The 19,725-nt window shown below is 71.7% G+C and carries 16 protein-coding genes; 9 read left to right on the top strand and 7 right to left on the bottom strand.

The window, feature by feature from the left end:
• Positions 1-6 precede the first annotated feature (6 nt).
• The 7 genes from ML01_RS01130 to ML01_RS01160 form a co-directional block, all read right to left on the bottom strand.
• Complete coding sequence (locus ML01_RS01130; protein WP_058553537.1) at positions 7-2,880, bottom strand: AMP-binding protein; 2,874 nt, start codon at positions 2,878-2,880, stop codon at positions 7-9.
• A gap of 12 nt (positions 2,881-2,892) precedes the next feature.
• Positions 2,893-4,698, bottom strand: coding sequence for a glycosyltransferase 61 family protein (locus ML01_RS01135; RefSeq protein WP_058553538.1), 1,806 nt, complete (start codon positions 4,696-4,698; stop codon positions 2,893-2,895).
• 163 nt (positions 4,699-4,861) lie between these two features.
• A complete protein-coding gene (locus ML01_RS01140) occupies positions 4,862-6,124 on the bottom strand; it encodes an FAD-dependent oxidoreductase (protein ID WP_256363605.1) in 1,263 nt (420 codons plus the stop codon).
• A complete protein-coding gene (locus tag ML01_RS01145) occupies positions 6,036-6,776 on the bottom strand; it encodes a sensor histidine kinase KdpD (protein ID WP_058553540.1) in 741 nt (246 codons plus the stop codon). The genes ML01_RS01140 and ML01_RS01145 overlap by 89 nt, the downstream gene beginning before the upstream one ends.
• A gap of 103 nt (positions 6,777-6,879) precedes the next feature.
• Positions 6,880-7,095: a hypothetical protein gene (locus ML01_RS01150; RefSeq protein WP_058553541.1), complete on the bottom strand. Its 216-nt coding sequence runs from the start codon at positions 7,093-7,095 to the stop codon at positions 6,880-6,882.
• Positions 7,096-7,195: 100 nt separating this feature from the next.
• Complete coding sequence (locus ML01_RS01155; protein WP_058553542.1) at positions 7,196-8,236, bottom strand: prohibitin family protein; 1,041 nt, start codon at positions 8,234-8,236, stop codon at positions 7,196-7,198.
• A gap of 162 nt (positions 8,237-8,398) precedes the next feature.
• On the bottom strand, positions 8,399-9,346 hold the full coding sequence (locus ML01_RS01160) for a DNA-binding response regulator (RefSeq protein ID WP_162267941.1): 948 nt from the start codon (positions 9,344-9,346) through the stop codon (positions 8,399-8,401).
• A 547-nt stretch (positions 9,347-9,893) separates the two neighbouring features.
• Here ML01_RS01160 and ML01_RS01165 point away from each other — a divergent pair.
• The 9 genes from ML01_RS01165 to ML01_RS01205 all read left to right on the top strand — a co-directional run bounded on the left by ML01_RS01165 (position 9,894) and on the right by ML01_RS01205 (position 19,713).
• Positions 9,894-10,475, top strand: a complete 582-nt coding sequence (locus tag ML01_RS01165; RefSeq protein WP_058553544.1) for a YcjF family protein — start codon at positions 9,894-9,896, stop codon at positions 10,473-10,475.
• A 45-nt stretch (positions 10,476-10,520) separates the two neighbouring features.
• On the top strand, positions 10,521-11,399 hold the full coding sequence (locus tag ML01_RS01170) for a prohibitin family protein (RefSeq protein ID WP_058553545.1): 879 nt from the start codon (positions 10,521-10,523) through the stop codon (positions 11,397-11,399).
• Between the two features lie 2 nt (positions 11,400-11,401).
• Positions 11,402-13,591, top strand: a complete 2,190-nt coding sequence (locus tag ML01_RS01175; RefSeq protein ID WP_058553546.1) for an ABC transporter substrate-binding protein — start codon at positions 11,402-11,404, stop codon at positions 13,589-13,591.
• Positions 13,592-13,605: 14 nt separating this feature from the next.
• Entirely contained in the window at positions 13,606-13,809 is a 204-nt protein-coding gene (locus tag ML01_RS01180) for a hypothetical protein (RefSeq protein ID WP_156427491.1), read from the top strand.
• A gap of 71 nt (positions 13,810-13,880) precedes the next feature.
• On the top strand, positions 13,881-15,581 hold the full coding sequence (locus ML01_RS01185; protein WP_058553547.1) for a hypothetical protein: 1,701 nt from the start codon (positions 13,881-13,883) through the stop codon (positions 15,579-15,581).
• Between the two features lie 7 nt (positions 15,582-15,588).
• On the top strand, positions 15,589-16,377 hold the full coding sequence (locus tag ML01_RS01190; protein WP_058553548.1) for a DnaJ domain-containing protein: 789 nt from the start codon (positions 15,589-15,591) through the stop codon (positions 16,375-16,377).
• Positions 16,361-16,918 carry a DUF697 domain-containing protein gene (locus ML01_RS01195; RefSeq protein WP_058553549.1) on the top strand — a complete coding sequence of 186 codons (558 nt, stop codon included), beginning with the start codon at positions 16,361-16,363 and terminating at the stop codon, positions 16,916-16,918. Before ML01_RS01190 ends, ML01_RS01195 begins: the two co-directional genes overlap by 17 nt.
• Positions 16,919-17,738: 820 nt before the next feature.
• Complete coding sequence (gene dusA / locus ML01_RS01200) at positions 17,739-18,737, top strand: tRNA dihydrouridine(20/20a) synthase DusA (protein ID WP_082673830.1); 999 nt, start codon at positions 17,739-17,741, stop codon at positions 18,735-18,737.
• A gap of 1 nt (position 18,738) precedes the next feature.
• Positions 18,739-19,713 carry a YafY family protein gene (locus tag ML01_RS01205; RefSeq protein WP_058553551.1) on the top strand — a complete coding sequence of 325 codons (975 nt, stop codon included), beginning with the start codon at positions 18,739-18,741 and terminating at the stop codon, positions 19,711-19,713.
• Positions 19,714-19,725: the final 12 nt, after the last annotated feature.

Consider the following 19,725-nt stretch of genomic DNA (forward strand, 5'->3'; position numbering starts at 1 on the left):
CTCGGTCTACCCCTCGTTGCCTGCGGCGTCGAGCCAGTTGGCGAGAGAATCAGCGACGATGCGGTTGCCGCGGTCCGTGAGATGACCCTGATCGCAGAAGCACCAGCCGTCGTAGTCGAGTTGGTTCAGGTCCGTGTAGGGCACGCCGAGCGCGGCGCAGTGCTCGGCGACCGCGTCCATGAAGGCCGGCAGCAGCCGCTCGGCATAGGGCTCCACCACCTGCTTCCACATGGTGTTGTAGTGCTGGTGCACGGCGAACAGGCCCTCTTCCTCCGGCGTCAGCGCGTGCCGCGGCTTGGCCAGCATCGCCATCGGCTGCATCGCGAACAGGAGCCGGGCGCCGTCGGGCTTGGCGCGCGCGAGCAGTGACAGGTCCCGGCGCTGGTGCGCGAGTGCGCGCTCGAAGCGGCGCGTCACCTCGGCCTCGCTCCAGCCCTCGCGCTGCCAGCGCGCGAGCCCCTCGGCGTGGGCCGCCATGGCCTCGCGCAGCAGCGCGGCCGCGGCCTGCCCGGCGGGCGGCAGCGCGGCGGCGGGGTCGTGGGACTGGCCAAGCAGCTCCAGCACTTGCCGAAAATCCAGCGCGCGCGTGAACGCGAAAAACTCGCGCCCGACGAGACCGCCGAACAGCGCGTTGTGCGGCTCGTATTCCAGCGCGCGCAGCAGGTTCGAGAGCCCGCCGCCGAGCAGGATCAGCTCGGCGTCGGCGAGGAAGGGCAGCGTGCTGATGACGTCCTGCATGCTGTTGGCGCCGGCCGTGGCGACGTTGAGAAAGCACAAGCGCGTGCGCGCGTTGAGCAGCGACGGGATGGTCTCGGCATCGGCGGAGGCGCCCCAGCCGAACATGAAGGAGTTGCCCACGGCGAGCGCGCGGTGCGGGCGTTGGAACCAGCCGTCCGCATCGACGCGGCCGTCCGCGTCGTGGCTGACGCGAAAGCCGTGGCGGTCCGTGCAGATGACCTTGGAGCGGTAATCGGGGCGCACGGTGAAGTTGAGATAGGGCGTGTGGACGAAGTCGAGCCTGGCGTAGCTGTCGATGTGCGGGGCTCGGGCGATGGCTGAATCGCTGAGTCGCTGCAACCGTGCCTGCTCCGACGCGGCCCCCGCGACCTGGTCCTCCGCCGGGGCCAGATGGGCTTGCAGCGCCGCCAGGGTCGGGTGCTGGAAGGCGATGGTGACCGGCAGCGCGCGGCCGGCAATGACCTCCAGCAGCACCGCGAGCTCGGAGGCCTTGAGCGATGTCAGCCCGAGCCCGCGCAGGTCCGCGTCCACTGCCGGCTGCGTGCCGAGCACGCTCGCGATTGCCTCGGCGATGGCGCGGCGTCGCTCGGCGGTCCGCGCCGGTGCGTCGGCGCCCGCGGCCGGTGCGGGGCCGGCAGCGCCGGCGGGCGCGGCCGGCAGCCCGCCGCCGAGGTCGCCGGCCGCCGCGCGCTCCTTCAGCTCCCGCTTCAGCACCTTGCCGGACTTGGCCTTCGGCAGCGTCTCGAGCCGGTGGATGGCGCGCGGGCACTGCCAGTCCGGCAGCTCCGCGCGGCACAGGGCGGCCAGCGCCTCGGGCTGCCAGGGCCGGCCCGGCTTTAGCACCACCGCGGCGCGCACGTCGGCACCGAGCAGCGCGTTCGGCCCGGCGAAGGCAGCGGCCTCCGCCACATCCGGGTGCGACACGAGCACCGCCTCCACGTCGGACGGCAGCACCTTGCGCCCGCCGGTGTTGATGATGTCGCTCAGGCGGTCGGTGAGGAACAGGTAGCCGTCATCGTCCACGCAGCCCAGGTCGCCGGTGCGATACCAGCCGTCCTGAAGCACCGCTGCGGTGAGGTCGTCCCGGCGCCAATAGCCGAGCATCACGCCGTCGCAGCGCACCTGCACCTCGCCGACCTCGCCGGGGGCGCAAGGCCGGCCTTGGTCGTCCACCACCGCCAGCTCGACGCCCGTGAGCGGCGTGCCCACGGAGCCCGGCCGGTAACAGAGGCGATGGTTGAAGCAGGTCATCGAGGTCTCGGTGCAGCCGTAGGCCTCGTGGATGACGCCGCCGAAGCGCGCCGCCCAGCCCGCGGCGGTGTCGGCCGGCAGCCGGATCGCCGCGGACAGGCAGAGCCGAAGCGACGCGAGGGCCGCCGGCGCGGCGGTGTCGAGCAGGATGCGAAACACCGGCGGCACCGCCGGCAGCACCGTGACGGCGTGCGCGGCGATGGCGGCGGCGGTCGCGGCAGCGTCGAATTCCGGCTGCACCACCAGCGTCGCGCACGCCGCGAACGTAGTGTGCATGGCCGCGGTCAGCGAGAAGGAGTGCGACAGCGGCAGGCAGCCGAGCACGCGATCCTCCGGCCCCAGCCGCAGCGCATTCACCGTCGCCTCGGCATTGAAGTCGAGCGCGCGCCGCGACAGGGTGACGCCCTTCTGCGCGCCGGTGGTGCCGGAGGTGTAGAGAATCGCCGCGGGCAGGTCCGGTGCAAGCTCGGGCCGTGCCGCCGGCGTCGCCGCCGGCGCAAGCCAGGCGTCGGTGACCATGCCGACCCGCACCCGCGCGTTCACCACCGCGCGGTCGGCGGCAGCGGCCAGCGCATCGCAGGTCAACAGCAGCCGCACGCCGGCGTCGTCGAGCTGGGCGCGTAGCTGCGCCGGCGCCGCCGCGGCGGCCAGCGGCACGGCGATGGCGCCGAGCCGCAGCACGGCATAGAAGGCGGCGACGAACGCGGCTCCGTTCGGCAGCAGCAGCGCGACCCGGTCGCCGGGGCCGGCTCCGAGGGCGTCGAGCCGGGCCGCGACGGCGTCGATGCCGGCATCGAGCGCCCGGTAATCGAAGGCGCGGTCCGCGAACAGGAGCGCGGGACGCTCCGGAAACAGCCGCGCACCGCGGGCGACGACGTCGATGAATGGCATTGCCGCTGTCCCCTACATCTCGATCAGCCGCTGCAGCCGTTCGGTGTCGACCCAGAGGTCGTCGCCGTCCGGCTTGCAACAGAGCACGCGATGGTCGCAGCCGGTGCCGAGGCCGAGGGTGTAGTTCATGTGGCTGACCTTCTGCCCAAACAGCTCGACCACCAGCGGCCGGCGCGTGGAGAACATGAGGTTGGTCATGCCGGCGCCATGGGCGGCCACCACGGCCTCCACGTCGCGGAACAGCCGCACCTGCTCCGGCCAGGGCAGGTCCGACAGCCGCACCCACTCGAAGCCGAGCGGTGCCAGCGCCGCGAGCAGCTCGTGCTCGTTTCGCACTTGGCGGAAGCGCGAATCGGCACGGGTAATGAAGATGCGCCGGGGGCCGGGGGAGGGCGCCGGGTCCAGGTTCGGCAGCAGCCGCTCGCGCACCCACGCGAGCGCCCGCGCCGACACGCGCCCGCGCTCGCGCCGGCGCGTGCCGATGACGAGGCGCTCCACCTGCACCGGGCCGCCGCGCCACTGCACGCAGGCGTCCGCGTCCACGCCCATGAGCCGGAGCGATTCGCGCATCCAGGCCGGCGGGTCGGCGTCGATGATGAGCGCCGGACGCTCGCCGGTGGCCTCGGCATAGGCCTCCCAAGCCTGCAAACGGGTCAGACCCTCCATCAGCCAATGCGCGTAGAGTGGACTCCACAGGTCCACCAGCGACAGGGCCAGATCCAGGTGCGCCGTTGCCGGGGCGTCGAAGCGCTCGGGCGGGGTGCGGTCCAGGCTGCGCCCGAGCACGTCGATGCGGTTGGCGGCCGTCTCCAGGATGGGCCGGCCGTCCGCGGTGAAGCCCACGGCGTGCGGCCCGAGCAGGCGCACGTCGCGGAGCTCCGCGGCGAACGGCGTCTGGAATCGATAGGGACCGAGCTTTGCGGCCAGGCGGTGGTCCAGCGTGCCGATGACCTTCGGCGCGGGCAGGTCCACTTCTTCAAGACCCGCCGCCGAGTCATCGACGGCGATGCAGCGCACGGCGCGGTCGCGCAGCTCCTCGCGGGTCAGTGCCCGGGCGGTGTGGGCGCCCGAGCGTGCCGGCAGCAGCCGGCGCAGCGCGCCGAGGATGTGCCCGGCCGTCGGCGCCTGCGGCAGGCCGTCGCGGTCGGCCGGCAGCGCGAGCCGCGCATAGGCACCGCCGAAGCCGAGCTCATCGAGCCAAGCCTCTAGCCGCGGGCCGATGCCGAGGGGGTCGGCCAAGGTCTCGATCAGCAGCACGGCGGGGGCGCGGGCGAGGCGCGCGAGCATCGCCGGGTCGGGCGCATCCAGCGTCGGCTTGCCCACCAGGCCGATGCTGATGCCGTCGGCGAGCAGGCGCTCGATGACGTCCAGGCACAGGTGCAGCGTGTCGCCGTAGCCGACCAGATAGCCGTCCGCGCCCTCGCGGATCAGGTCGTCGGTGCCGGGGCGGAAGGCGTAGCCGGTGGCGAACATCAGCTCGTCGTTGACGTCGGTGAGGTCCGGCACCGGCGCGCGGCTGGTGTAGACCACGGCGGCCTCGTCGCGCCCGGCGCAGGCCTGCACGCAGGCGCGCATCTGCCAGCGGTCCGCCGGAAACAGGCGGCGGGCGGGCGTCGGCGCCGCCTGCGCGCCCTGCGTCGGCACATCCCCGAGCGCCGCCGGCACCGCGCGCAGCGCCGGGGCCGGCGTGGCCAGCGCGGCCAGGGTCTCGTGGAAGATGGCGCCGGTGTCCTCGACGCTGCCGGTGGACCGCAGCGGGCTCGGCCACTCGTAGTCGCGCCGGGCGTGACCGGTCGAGGTTGTCTCGATGCCTGCCATTGCTAGCGCCTCACCGTGAAAAGGCGGAGGCCGGGTTGCCTCGTCGTCGCTGTCGAGATCGGCGTTGCCATCGACGAGGACGCACGATCGGGATGTCGACAACGACAGCGAGAACGCCGACGACCACGAGCGGATGGGATCAATGGGCTGCTGCACCGTGGCACTAGGCTGCCTCCCGCCCTTCGAGCACGCGATTGGCGATGGTCTGCGCGCGGCCGATGGCCTGATCCATGTCCAGGTAACGGTATTCGCCGAGCCGCCCGCAGAAGACCACGTTCGGCACCGCGTCGGCGCGCTCGCGGTAACGGCGGTAGAGCGCCTGGTTCGCGGCGTCCGGGAACGGGTATTCATACTCCGCCGGGTCATCCGGCGTGTAGGGCGTCTCGGTGGTCAGCACCGTGCCGGTGATGCGCTGCCGATAGGCCTCCGGCATCAGGTGCTTCCATTCGATGGTGCGGATGTGCGGCCCGGCTTCGTGCAGCGGGTTGTTGACCTGCACGCAGGGCTGGTGCAGGTCTGTGTCCGGCAGCCAGCGGTGGGCGCGGCGCTGCGCCCGGTACAGCAGCCGGCCGTCGCAGTAGTCGAAGTACTCATCGATGGGGCCGGTGAAGAAGGTGAGCCGCTTGGGCGCGAGCCAGTCCGACGCGGCGCGAAAATGCTGGTTCATGAGCACCGGGATGCCGCTCAGCATCGCCTGGAGCATGGCCGCATAGCCCTGCCGCGGCACGCCTTGGAAGGTCGCCTTGGGGGTCAGGCGGTCGTCGTTGTCCTCGCGCACGTCGAAGCGTTTGCACAGATCCGCACTCAGGCTGTGCGCCGGCACGCCCCACTGCTTCTCGTTGTAGGGCTTGACGAAGGTCTCGTACACCGGCGCCGGCATCAACGACAGCGCGGCCTCCTCGAAGTCGCGCGCCCCATGCGTGCGCGGCGGCGGCTGCCAAGCGCCGATGCGCCGCTCGATGTAGGCGCGCCCGAGCGGCCAGCTCACGTGCTCGCCGTCCACGAGGCTCTTGATGCGTGCCTCGAACGGATGGAACGACGCGAAGCGGTTGACGAAGTCCCAGATCCACGCCGAGGAGGTGCGAAAGTAGTGCGGCCCGTGGTCGTGGATGCGGATGCCGGACTCATGCACGCTGTCGTGCAGGTTGCCGGCGATGCGATCGCGCCGCTCCACGACCACCACGCGGTGGCCGGCATCGGCGAGCAGGCGGGCCAGGGTGGCACCGGTAAGGCCGGCGCCGACGACGAGGAAGTCGGGATGTTGGAGCATGGTCTGCGAGCGCGAGCTATCGAGGCCGCGGCGCAGGCGCGCGGCGTCCGGTGTACCTCGCGAAACCCTAGCATCGGCACTCCAAGAGCCGCCGCGGCAAGCGTTGCGTCTGCGAAAGCGGGTGTGGGCAGCGGCAAGCCGGTCGGCCCCCGGTATGCCTAAGTCTCCTCCGCCGCGCCGAGCGCGCGCCTCGTACGGCCGTTGCGCCGAGCAGCGCGTCGCGCCGGTTGCGCGGCATTGCGCCGCGCCGTCGGCGCGCCGACCCGAGTCGGCATACCCCGGCGCGGCGCCGCGGGCGGTCGTCGTCCACCACCAGCACGCGGCGGCGCGCGCCGCGGTAGCCGACCACGTCCGCGCACGGTGCCGGGTGCACCGCACCCGGTGGCGCGGGTCGCAGCGGCAGCTCGAAGCGGAAGCGGCTGCCGCGGCCCGGGGCGCTGTCGAGCGTGAGCCGGCCGTCCAGCAGCTTCGCGATCTCCTGGCAGATGGCGAGCCCCAGCCCGCTGCCCGGCTGGCCCGGGTGCAGTTGCTCGAAGGGCCGGAACAGGCGCTCGCGCTCGCACTCCGGAATCCCGCGGCCGGTGTCCTCGACCTCCACCCAGACGCCGGGGCGCGCACCCGGCAACGGCCCGGCACGCAGGATGACCTCGCCGGCATCGGTGTACTTGACCGCGTTGTCGAGCAGGTTGTGCAGCACCTGGCGCAGGCGGCGCTCGTCGGTCTGGACGCGCGCCGGCAGGCCGTCGGCGATCTCGCTGCGGTAGCCCAGGCCCTGCTCGGCCGCCGCGCGCTGGGCATGGTGGTCCATGTCGTGCAGCAGGGTATGCCCAGCGCGATCCGGCTGATGCCGTGGTCGGTCAGGAAGTGCACGATGCCGGCGGACTCGACGCGCGCCCGCGTGCCCAGGCTGATCACGCCCTGCACGCCGGCGGCGGTAGCGACCAGCAGGGCGGTGGCGCCGCGGGCCTCCGCGGCGGCTCGCCCGTGAGCTGCTGCTGATCGACGCTGAGACTGCCGGCCAGGATGCGCCCGTCCGTCGGTACCGGCTCGCCGGTGGCGACGAGCGCCACATCGCCGGGCGCGAGGGTCTCCGCGGGCGCGCTGATCTCGGCGCCGTCGTGCAGCACCCGGGCCGGCCGGGACCGAGCCGGCGTCGCGGCCGTCGGCGCGTTGTTGTCGTTTCGTTGTCGTCGTCGTTGTCGTTGTCGCAATCGCCGCCTGCGCAGCTCAGCGAGCAGTCGGGTCGCTCGGGTCGCTCAAGCCCTCGCCGACCGCGCTCGGCACGCCGTCGACGCCCGGCGGCGCGTCGCTCTCCGGTGCCGGGTGCCGAGCCGGGCTGCCGGCGGCGTCCGTCGGGCTGCCGTCGTGCATGAAGATCGGCAGCGCCAGGTCGCCCCCGGCGCCGATGACAACGGTCTTGCCGTTGCCGGAGGCGGCCAGCTCCTGCGTCGCGCGGATGCCCTGATAGTCCAGCAGCGCGTCGCTCAGACTCTCGTCGACGATGCGCTGGTAGTCGGCGACGCCGCCGGCCTCGATGCGCTTGCGCTCGGCCTCGCGCTCTGCTGTCCCTTGGCGGAAGACATAGGACTGGAGCAACTGCTGCTGCGTAATCTTGTCCTCGATGGCGATGCGGATGGACTCCGGCAGCTCGATGCTGCGGATGATGATGTCCTCGACGGCAACGAAGTTGCGGCCGATCTCCGCCATGGCCGCGAGCATGGCGCGGGTGAGCAGGCCGCCCTCGTTGGTGTAGATGGCCTCGGCGGTGGCGTTGCCGAGCGCCTTGCGCAACACGGACTCGGTCTGCGGCACCACGACCCGGGTCAGGTACTCGGGGCCGACGCGCTCATGCAGCATGCCGAGCAGGTCGTATTCGGGCTGGTAACGGATGGCCAGGTCCAGGGTAAGCGTGAGGCCCTCGTTGGAAAGCACGTCAAGGCGGTGCAGCGCCACCTGCTTGCGCACCTCGTAGCGGGTCATCTGGTCCAGCGGGCTGATGACGTGCAGTCCCTCGCCATAGACCTTGGCCACCTGGGTGCCGGTGAAGCGATTCCAGTGCACGCCGGCCTCACCGGCCTGGATGCGGATGAAGATCCGGTCCGCGAATAGAATAACCGCCAGCAGCAGCAACTGCAGGGCGATGGACACGAACGGCATCCGCGGCGCGAGCCAGCGCCGCAGCCGCCGGCGCCAACCGGCGTCGATAGCCTCGTCGACGACCTCGTCGGAGACGCGCTCGTTGTCTCGGGCTTCGGCGTCCGAGCTCATTCCCGCGGGCATTGCATTACCATGAAAGTCGCGCGCAGCGCGCTCCTTACTCCTCCTCTCCCCTTGGGAGAGGGCCGGGGTGAGGGAAACGGCCATGGCGAGCAGCGCCTTTCATCCTCCGGGGTGGCGTTGGTCGCCATGGCCGTTAGCCAACGCCTGCCATCAACGCGCCGGGGCCGTCTGCAACCGGTGGCGCAGGGCGGTGGGCGTGAGCCCCCAATGGCCCTTGATGGCGCGCGTCAAGTCGCTGGTGCCGCGGTAGCCCACTTCCAGCGCGATGCTCTTGACCGGTAGCTGGGTCTCGGCGAGCAGCTCGCGCGCGCGCCGCAACCTGGACTCGCGCACGAAGCCGTAGACGGTGGTACCGAACAGGGTGCGAAAGCCCTTCGACAACCGGGGCTGATTGGTGCCGACGAGGCTTGCCAGCTCATTCAGGGAGGGCGGTTCAGCCAGCCGTTCGCGCAGGATCTGCCGGGCGCGCATCAGTAAAGCCGCATCCGCGCGCGTCCCGGTCTTGCCCGCGGCACCGGGCACAGACTCATCCAACGGGCCGAAGCGCTGCTCGTAGCTGCGCAGCCGCGCCGACAAGGCGTGCCGGAGACGGGTCTGCTGCAACTGGGCCGTCACCCGGGCATGCAGCTCCGCCTCCGCCACGGGCTTGACCAGGTAATCGGCGGCGCCGAGCTCGAAGCAGCGAACCTTGTGCTCGGTGTCCCGATGGCCGGTCACCATCAGCACCGGGATCGCGGCGGTAGCGGTCGCCTGCTTCAGGCGCCGCAAGACCTCGAAGCCGTTGAGCCCGGGCAAGGACACGTCGAGCAGGATCAGGTCCGGCCGATGCTCGTCGGCGGCGGCGAGCGCCTCGGTGCCGGTCGCCGCGGTGCTGACGGCGAAGTCGTAGTCCCGCAGATGGGCGATGACAAGCTCAAGGCCGTCGAGCTGGTCATCGACCACCAGCAGGTGGGCGGGGTCTTCGACGCGCTCCAGGGGGGGCGGGGCGGCATCGAGGGGCGGCTCGGGCACCGGCGCGGCGCCGGTATCGACAACCACCGAAAACGGCTCGCCGACGGGGCGCCACTCGGCCACCGCTGCTGTGCTTGGATTGATCATGCGCGCTCTCTTTATCTGTGATGGTCGCTCGATCGAAGTCCTGTACATACCGTCCTTCCTGGGGGACGGCCCGCTTGACAGGGCGGTCGGATGGGCACCGCCGCACGCGCGCAACGGCTGCGAAAGACGCAGCGGACACAGGCACCCATGTCAGCGTTTCCCGCATTATGCGGGCTGTAGTCAACCGGAACAGTCGGACTAGGGCTTACGTCGGCGGCTCCGGCTTGCGCTGGCCAAACTTCCCGTTGCGCCTGGCAAGCACCGGGCGCGGCGCCCGGCACGGCAAATGACCGGGCGCGCCAGTAAGCCTCTGATATTTAAGATTGGAAGACGCTTCTTGACACCTTTTGGCGTGCGTCTTGTCCGCGCGAGCCTGCGTTGTGGTGCCCGGGGCGAGCGCTTACAGTCTTATACGCCTCACTGAACCAGCGCTGATCCAGCGTGTGCGGGACCATCCCGCGAGAACCCCCGTCGCTTCCCACGTCTGCCGCGCGCATGCAGATGGCGCAGCGCGCGACAGCCCGGTGCCCACAGGAGCTCATTGCCGATGACCCACGAACACTCCGCGGCGCAAACGCATGACGCCGAGGCCGGCGACACCGCCGGCGCAGACGGCTTGGAGCAGGAGATCGACGCCGCCGAGGCGGCGACGCTGCGCCGCCAGGCCGATGTCCGCATCAAGAACCATGTGCTGGTCGCGACGACGCTGGGCCTGGTGCCGCTGCCGTTGTTCGACCTGGCCCTGTTGGCGGGCAATCAGGTCGCGATGGTGCACGGCCTGTCCGGCCTCTACGGGGTGTCCTTCGACAAGCTCCGCACCCGCGCCATCGTCACCTCTTTGCTGGCCGGCAGCGCGCCGGTGCTGACCGTCGTAGGGCTGAGCTCCGGCGCCAAGCTGATGCCGGGTATCGGCTCGCTGCTCGGCAGCGGCAGCGTGGCCGTGGGCGGCGGGGCGCTGACCTACGCCGTGGGGCAGGTCTTCGTGCAGCACTTCGAAGGCGGCGGCAACCTGTTCGACGTCGATCTCAAGGCGATGCGCCGGCTGTTTGCGCGCAAGGTCAAAGAGGGCGAGGCGGCCGCGGCCGAGGCGCGGGCGGAAGCCGGCGAGCAGGCAGCGGCGGCGCCATGATGCTCGGCGCACCGGGCGCGAACATCCGCTCAGGTCGCCCCTGACGTGTCCCGGACCGACGCCCAAGCCGAGCCGGCCGCCCGGGCTGACGAGCGCTCGCCGCTCGGGCGCTGGCTCGGCCGGCGGCTGCCGGTGCTGTTGGTTACGGTGTTGCTGCTGGTGCTCGTCTCCGCGCTGCTCTGGCGGCGTATCTTCATTTCCATCGAGCCCGGCGAGACCGGCGTGCTGTATCGGTTCTTCACCGGCACCGTGACCCAACGGGTCTATCCGGAGGGTCTCCACATCATCCCACCCTGGGACACCATGGTGCCCTACGAGACCCGCCGTCAGGTGGTCATGCACGAGCTCGACGTGCTGTCGGTGCGCGGGTTGCCGGTGCACCTGGAGCTGGCCATCCGCTACCAGCCGCAGGTGGAGCAGCTCGGGCTGCTGCACCAGCGTGTCGGCCCCGACTACGCCGACCGGGTGGTGGTGCCGCAGGCCGAATCCGTGCTGCGCCGCGAGCTGTCCCGCTTCTCGGCGGAGCAGATCTACACCAACGAGAACGGGCTGCTCGGCGCCGCCGTGCTGCTGGCCCGCGACGAGGTGGGCCGCAACTTCGTCGAGGCCGACGACATCGTCATCCGCAGCATCAGCCTGCCGGAGCGGGTCACCGCCGCCATCGAGGACAAGCTGCAGCAGCGCCAGCTGCTGGCCTCCTATGACTTCCGCTTGGACACCGCCCATCGCGAGGCCGAGCGCAAGCGCACGGAGGCCACCGGCATACGGGACTTCCAGGCCACGGTAGACGCGTCGCTCACACCGCGCCTGCTGCGCCACGAGGGCATCCGCGCGGCCCGGGACCTGGCGACGTCCGACAACGCCCGGGTCGTGATCATCGGTTCGGACGAAGGCGGCCTGCCGCTGGTGCCGGGCGGGCGCTGATCGTGCTTGCGCGCGACCGGGCCGTCACAGCGGGCGCGCGCGCCGAGCGCCGCGCCTATCCCGCGGCGCGCGCCGGCGTTCTGGCGCTGCTGTGCGCAGCACTCGCGCTGACGGGCTGCGGCCGCGAGTACACCGGCATGGGCGACGCGCGCGCGGCCTATGCGCGTGCCGGCGTCGGCCCCGTCGTCATCGCCGCGGTGGAGGACCCGCTCGGGCCCAGCTTCGTGCAGGGCATCGAACTGGCCGTGCGGGAGATCAACGCCGGCGGCGGGCTGCTCGGGCGGCCGGTGCAGATCCGCCGCTTCCCGGGCGGCGCCGACCTGCGCCAGGCGCGCCGCTCGGCCATCGCCGCCGCGCAGGACCCCCGCGTTTCGGCGGTGCTCGGGCACCGGACCTCCGAGCTGGCGGTGCCGCTGTCGGTGATCTACGAGCGCGCGAGCGTGCTGTTCATGCCATCGTTCGCCACTGCCGAGCAGCTCACCCGGCACGGCTTCGACTTCGTGCTGCGCACCTTGCCGGACAATGCCGCCATGGCGGCGCAGACAGCCAGCGTCGCGAAGCTGTTCGGCCATGCACGCATCGCCGTGCTGCACAGCCGCGACGACTATGCGCGCGAGCTGGCCTTCCTGTTCGAAGACGAGGCGAGGGCGCGGGGCCTGCGCATCGTCTTCGGCGCGTCCTTCTTCGCCGCGGAGACCAATTACCGTGGCCTGCTCGGGCAGCTCAATGGCGTCGATTTCGACGCCGTTTATCTCTCCACCGAGCATCTCTCCGGCGCCCGCCTGGTGCGTCAACTGCGCGAGCTCGGCTTTGTACAGCCGGTATTCGGCTCCGATCGGCTCGCGTACGGCCGCTACGAGGAGCTTGCCGGGGACGCCGGCGACCGTACCGTGGCGCCCGGCGTCTACGACGTCCACACGCCCGGACCGCGCAACCGCGCCTTCGTCGCCGCCTTCCGCGCGGCCTACGACGTTGCGCCGGACCAGTCCGCCGCCCAGGGCTACGACACGGCGCGGCTGTTCGCGGACATCGTCCGCACCGCCGGCAGCACCGAGCCCCGGGTGCTCGCCACCACGGCCCGCTACGCGCCGCCGCGGGCCGGCGTCACGGGCATCTTCGCCCATGATCCGCAGGGCAATGTCTACGGCAAGCTGTTCGAGTTTCGGGTGCTGCGCTTCGACCGCTGGTGGCCGCTGCCCGGCGTCACGGCGCCCTACCGGCTCGCCAGCTTCCGCGCCGCGCGCCAGGAGATGGCCCGGGAGCAGGCCCAGCAGGTGCAGACGCCCGCACCGGCCCCCGGGGCGATGCCCGACGTGGCCACAGCACCCGAGGCCGCCGGCAACGCGGCGCCGAGCCCTGTCGCCGCCGAGCCGCCGCCCGCCGCCGACGCCGAGCGCGCGACGGCCGCGGCCCCTGACGCCGAGCCGGATCTCCAGGCAATGACCAGCGCCCGGCTCAGCACCGCCGAGCGCAACCGCATCTGGCTCACGCTCGCGCACGAGATCCTGGGCTTCGAGCGACTGGGTCTGGTGGTACCGCGGACGAGCGCCGGCGGCGCCGCGGTCGGGCTCGCGCGCACCCTGGCGGACGCGCGTGGCTTCACCGTGGACATCTGCGAGCTGCCGGCGCCGGACGCGCACGCTGCGGAGCCGCTGAACGCCATCGAGCTGACCCGGCGGGAACGGGCGGGGATTTCCGCGGATAATCCCGTCGAGCAGGCCGCCGTGCGCTGCTGGACGCGCCTGGCGCGCGACACCGATGCGATGCTCGTGGTGCCGGATTCCGGCCTCCGCCCGGGGCTGGTGCGGCGCCTGAACCGCACCCTGCGCAGCTTCGGCGTGCCGGCCTTTGCGCTGGCGCAATCCCTGGACACCGACCTGGGCCTGACCCTGGCGCTGGTGGCGTCCGGGGTCGACCTCGACGACCCGCAAGTGGCGCTGCGCTTCAACGGGGTGCTCAAGGGCTTGCGGGTGAGCGCGCTCAATCGCCAACTGACCAACCTGCCGGCGGTGAGTGCGGACCTCGACGCCTTTGCGGAGCTGGGCATTCGGCCCGATCCCAGGTTGCTGAGCTTAGTCTCCCGCGCCATCGAGCCCGCTTTGTTGACCCCCGCGCAAACCGCACCAACCGCCGCCGGCGCTGATGCCGCCGCGCCGGCCGCCGGGGCCGCCGGGGCCGCCGCCAACGACTGACGACAACCGCCATCATGCCCAACTACCATGTCCTCCTGATCGTTGCTGTCTACCTCACCGCCGCGGTGCTGGTGGCCCTTCTCGGGCGCCGGCGCAAATGGGGCTATTGGGGCTATCTCTGGTCCTCAATCCTGTTCACGCCGCTGTTTGGTTTCCTGTTCGTGCTCGCCGCAGATCCGCCGCCGAAGAAGGCGCGCGGCCGGGAGCAGGCGCAATGACAGGTTCGGCTTCAACGCAGCCCGCGTCTCGCCCGTACACACGGTGCCAGGCGCCGATGCGGGGGCGGCGGTTGGCCATTTGGGTGCTGCTGGCGGCCCTGCTGCCCGTGCCGGTCGGCCTCGCGCAGGCACCCGAAGATGATCCGAGCGCTGGCGCGGAGTCCGCGGAGTCCGCCGAGCCGTCGCCCGAGGAGGTCCTGGCGACGCTGCGACAGCAGCTTAACGGCATGGATCAGGGCATCAAGACGCTGCAGGAGCAGACGGCGCAGAACCGCGCGGCGATCGCCGGGCAGTCCGAGCGCCTCGACGCCGAGATGAAGCGCATGGATCCCATCTCGCTGCGGCTCGACTCCCTCTCCAAGCAGTTGGAGCAGGCCCAAGACCTGCTGGAAGCGCACGAGGCACGCATCGAGGACAACTCGGTGAAGCTCTACGAGACGCTGATGGGGATCGACGACAACCAGCAGTCGATGATGGCCCTGCAGGTGCAGATTCAACGCACGGAGCGCAGCGTTCAGGCGGCGCTGGCCGAGCCGGCGGCGGGGCAACCGGAAGCCGCCGGCGCCCCCGAGACCGCGGATGAGCGCGGCGACGCCGACGTGTCGTTGCTGCCCTTTGCGCTCGGGCTGCTGCTGCCGGCGGGGATCCTGCTCTACCCCATGGCGCGCTCGCGCACGAGCGCCCCGGCAGCGGCACCGGCCGGTGCACCGCCGGGCGGCCTGCTGCTTGCGCTGGTGGGTGCGGTGCTCGGCTTCGTGCTGGTGGGCATCGGCATTCGCGATGGCGCCAGCCTGGGCGGCATCATGGGCACGCCTTTGGCCTTTCTGCCGGAGCTCTTCGCGCTGTCGCCCGACGCCCCGCCGCCCGCCGTCGCCGCGCCGCTGCTCGCACAGCTTCCGTTGGTGGCGGCCATGGCCGTGCTGGCGGCGGTGACCGTCGGCACACGCCTCACGGCCGTCGGCGGTCTGCTGGTGGGCCTCGCCGTCGGCGCGCTGCTGCTGCCGCTGTTCGGCCATTGGAGCGGTGCCGCCGCCGGCTGGCTCGCCGCGCTCGGCTTCACCGACAGCGGCGCCGTGGTCGGCACCGCGCTGGTGGGCGGCGGCGCGGCGCTGGGGCTCGCCTTCGGCCTCGGCCGCGCCGGCGTCGGACGCTCGCGGGACCAAGCTGCCGACGGCCCCGGTCGCGAGCCCGCGCTCCTGGTGGTCGCGGTGCTGCTCATCTGGATCGGCTGGCTGGAGCCGCAGGTCGCCGCGGCGCCCGACGCCGCCACCGCGCTGGTGCTGGCGAGCTGGGCCGCCGCGGCGGGGGCACTCGTGGTCGCGGCGCTGTTCAACGCGCTGCTGCGCGGCGGGGCCGGGCGGCTGGACGCCCTGCCGGCCGCGCTGCTGGCGGGCATCATCGCCGCGCCCGCGGCGGCGGCGTCGGGAATGGCCGTACCGCTCATCTTCGGTGCCCTGGTGGGGCTGCTGCACGGGTTGCTCGCGCGCGCCTTGCAGGGCGCTGATCCCGCCCGGGAGCTGGCGGCGGGCTTCGCCATCGCCGGCCTCGCCGCGGCCCTGGCACCGGCACTGGTGGGGCCGGACGGCTTCCTGTTCGTGCCGGTGGCCGAGGCCCTGCCGGTGCAGTTGCTGGGCGCGGGTGCGGCGCTGGTGCTGGGCTTAGGTGGCGGCCTGTCCATGGGGCTGTTGCTGCGCTTGCTGCCCGGGCTGTTGTCGCGACGCCCGATCGACGTGGCGCCGGCACCGAGCCCCGCAGCCGCCGCAGCGGCTTGACTCACCCATGCTCTGGTGGGGCAAGCTCTTCGCCGGCGGCCTGGCTGGGCTCATCGGCGGGCCCATCGCGGCCTTCGCCGCGGTGGGCGTCGGCCACCAGTTGGACCGGGATCTGGCCGGGCTGATCCGCGCCTATGCGCCGGTGCGCGACCCCGGCCAGCGCGAGCGGCGCATCTGGCGGCGGCGCACGGCCCTGTTCAGCGTCGCCGGGGCGCTGGTGCGCACCGCCGAGCTGGCGCCGGCGCAACGCGCCGCGGTGCTGGAAGGCCTGCTCGCGGACGAGGAACTGGATGCCGCCGCGCGCGCGCGGGCGCAGGCGCTGTTCCGCGACGGGCAGCGGGCGGACTTTCCACTGTCGGCGGTGCTGAGCCAATTCCGCCGCAGCTTCCAGCGCCGGCCGGACATTGCGCTCGGCTTCATCGCCACCCTGATGCCGCTGGTGGACGACCTCGACGCGGCCGCACCGGCGCGGGCACTGCTGCGTGACATCGCCGCCCGGCTCGGCGTCACGCCCCGCCGGCTGGGGCGCTTCGAGGCCGCTTGGCGGGCGCAACGTTCCCGGACGCCGGCTGCCGACGGCGGGCTGTCCAAAGGGGAGGCAGCGCGCATTCTGGGCGTGACGACCAATGCATCCCGCGACGAGGTGACGCGCGCCTACCGCAGGCTGCTGAGCCGCCATCATCCGGACAAGCTCGCCCACCGCGACCCCGCGCCCGAGGCGCTGGCCGAGGCCGCCCGGCGCACCGATCAGATCCGCAAGGCCTACCGGAGGTTGCGCCGTGACTGGACCGACTGAGCCCGAGGCGCCCGAGGCGCCCGACATCGGCGCCGACCATGCCCTGAGCCCGGACGTGCGCCTGGCCGTGGCGGAGTCGCGCCGCACCCGCGCCGAGGCGGAGAGCATCATCCGCGACTATGTCATCCTCGGCAGCACCCTGAGCATGGCACCGCTGCCGCTCATCGACGGCATCCTGCTGTTCAATCTCCAGTTCAATCTCATCGGCCGCCTGGCGGACCATTACGGCCTACCCTTCGACCCGTTCTACCGGGGCATCGCCGCGTCGGTGGTGACGGGCGCACTGCCGGTGCTGGCGACGGGTCTCGGCCTGTCCGCGCTGAAGCTCTGGCCCGGCTTCGGCGCGCTCGGCGCCGCCGCCACGCTGTCCACGCTGGCGGGGCTGGTGAGCTATGCCACCGGCAAGGTCCTGATGGAGCATTTCGAGGCCGGCGGCACGCTGGAGAATCTCTCGTCACGCGCCTTTCGCATGCGGTTCCGGCGGGCGCTGCGTGAAGGGCGGCCGGGCATGCAAGCGCTACTGGCCGGCCGCCCGGCCTGAGCGGACGCGGGGGGCAATGCGGGGAACCCAGTGCCGGCAAGATGCCGGCGCTCCCGCCCCGCGGCGCCCGGAGTCGCGTTGCCGGGAGCCTGGGCCGCCGTTGCCATGGCCGACACCCGCCGTCGGGCCAGGCCCCGGGCAGCGATTCCCCGTACTCTCCGGCGCAGGTCCAGTGCTCGGAGCCATGCCGGCGGGGAGCGGTTGATCGTCGAGGGGGAGGCCCGGCCTGACGCCTGCAAGCACGAGGCTGCGAGACGGGAAGCTGGAGCTTCCCAGGCCGGGGTTGCCAAGCTGGAGCTTGGCAACCAGGGCGACTAGGGCGACTAGGGCACTCCCGTCTCCGACGCTCCCGGTCAGCCGCCCCTTAGTCGGGATCGGGATCGGGATCGGGATCGGGATCGGGATCGGGATCGGGATCGGGATCGGGATTCTGTCCCTAATCGCATCAGGTTCAAGCGACGTCGCGTGAGAGACACCTGGATTGCTTGACGGCGCCAAATGCTTGCAGATGGGTCAAGTTTCACGACGACCCGACGCTTGCAGGCAAAAGGGCCGAGGGAGCCCTCCTCGGCCCTTGGCCCTTTGGTTCACTTGCGGCAACCTGCGGGCGACACGAGACGACACCCCGTGCCCTGGTCGGTCTGAGGCTCTGCCTCGCTAGTGTGTCGCTCATCCTCGATTTCGATAGCGATTTCGATTTCGATTTCGATAGCGATGGCCAACGTCGGGTTCCGCTGCGCTGATCGGATTGACCAGTGTTCCGGTTATTCTTGCATCTTCCTTTAGCGTCCTTGGATGTGCGTACTTTTACCAAGACGGCATGATAAACAGCATCTTAGAGCGCAGCTCGCTATCGAGGTCAGACCGTCGCCTCTGTGTCGCCCCCATGATGGACTGGACGGACCGCCACTACCGGTTCTTCGCGCGCCTGTTGAGCCGGCATACGCTGCTCTACACGGAGATGGTGACCACGGGTGCGCTGATTCACGGCGACACGGCGCGCTTTCTGCGCTACGACCCGGCGGAGCACCCCGTCGCGTTGCAGCTCGGCGGGTCCGATCCGGCGGAGATGGCACGCTGCGCGCGCCTCGGTGCCGACGCCGGCTTCGATGAGATCAACATCAACGTCGGCTGCCCGTCGGACCGGGTGCAGCAGGGGCGCTTCGGCGCCTGCCTGATGGCGGAGCCGGAGCTGGTCGCGGACTGCGTCGCGGCGATGCAGGCCGCCGTGGCGGTGCCCATCACGGTCAAGACCCGCATCGGCGTGGACGAGCGCGACAGCTATGAGGAGCTGGTCGCCTTTACCCGCGCCGTCGTCGCGGCGGGCTGCGATGCGCTCATCGTGCACGCGCGCAAGGCCTGGCTGGCGGGCTTGAGCCCGCGCGAGAACCGCGACGTGCCGCCGCTGCGCTACGACGTGGTGCTGCGGCTGAAACAGGACTTCCCCGCCCTGCCCATGGTCATCAACGGCGGCATCAAGTCCTTGGCGCAGGCGGCGGGCTTCCTGGACCGACTCGACGGGGCCATGATCGGGCGCGCCGCCTACCAGTCGCCATGGCTGCTGGCCGACGCCGACCGGGTCATCTACGGCGACCCGAGCCCACCGCCGACGCCGCATGAGGTGCTTGATCGCTTCCTGCCCTACGTGGAGCGGAACCTCGCCGACGGCGTGCCGCTCAACAGCATGACCCGGCACATCCTCGGCCTTTTCCACGCCCGCCCGGGTGCGCGGCGCTGGCGTCGCTGCTTGAGCGAGCAGGCGCATTGCGCGGGCGCCGACATCGAGGTGCTGCGGCAGGCGGCGCGGCTGGTCCGCTGACATGAACCGCGCCGAGCGCCTCTATCGCATCGACGCCCTGCTGAAGGCCAAGCCCCACTCGCTGCAGCAATTGCAGGACGCGCTGGAGTCATCGCGCGCGACCGTCGTGCGCGATCTGAGCTATCTGAAGGACTTCATGCAGGCGCCCATCGAGTACCACCGCACCGACAACGTCTACCGCTATGCGGCCGATGCGGGGCGCTTCGAGCTGCCGGGCTTCTGGCTCAACGAGAGCGAGCTCTGCGCGCTGCTCGCCACCGGGCAGATGCTTGACCAGATGCAACCGGGCCTGCTCGCGCCCTACATCGGCCCGCTGCGCCGGCGCATCCGCGACCTCTTGGCGCAAAGCGGCCACAGCGCCCGGGCCGTCGCCGACAGCATCCTGCTGCAGCCGATGGCGACGCGCACCACGCATCCGGAGCGCTTCGGCACCATCGCCGGCGCGCTGCTGGAGGGGCGCGCGCTCCTGATCCGCTACCGTGCCCGCATCCGCGACGAGGTCACCGAGCGCGTGATCCATCCGCAACGCCTGATCCGCTACCGGGACAACTGGTACCTCGCCGCGTATTGCGAGCGGGCGCAAGGGCTTCGCATCTTCTCGCTCGACCGGATCGACCGCGCCGAGCACCACGCGGCGCCTCGCCCCGAGGTCGAGCGCAAGGCCCTTGAGCGCTTCTTGGGCGGCAGCTTCGGCATCTTTTCCGGCAGCGCCACCGCCTGGGCGGTGCTGCGGTTCAGCGCCGAGGCCTCGCGCTGGGTCGCAGACGAGGTCTGGCACCCGGACCAGATCGGGCTCTGGGCGGGGGCGCGCTACGAGCTGCAGGTGCCCTATTCGGACCCGCGGGAGCTGCTGCGGGACATCCTGAAGTTCGGGCCGGACGTGGAGGTCGTTGCCCCGTCGGAGCTGCGCACGCTGGTGGCCGAACGGCTGCGCTCGGCCGCCTCGGTGTACGCGGACGACTCGCCGCTGCGCTGAGCGCCGGGCACG

The organism is Thiohalocapsa sp. ML1, from assembly GCF_001469165.1.
Classification (GTDB): Bacteria; Pseudomonadota; Gammaproteobacteria; order Chromatiales; family Chromatiaceae; genus Thiohalocapsa.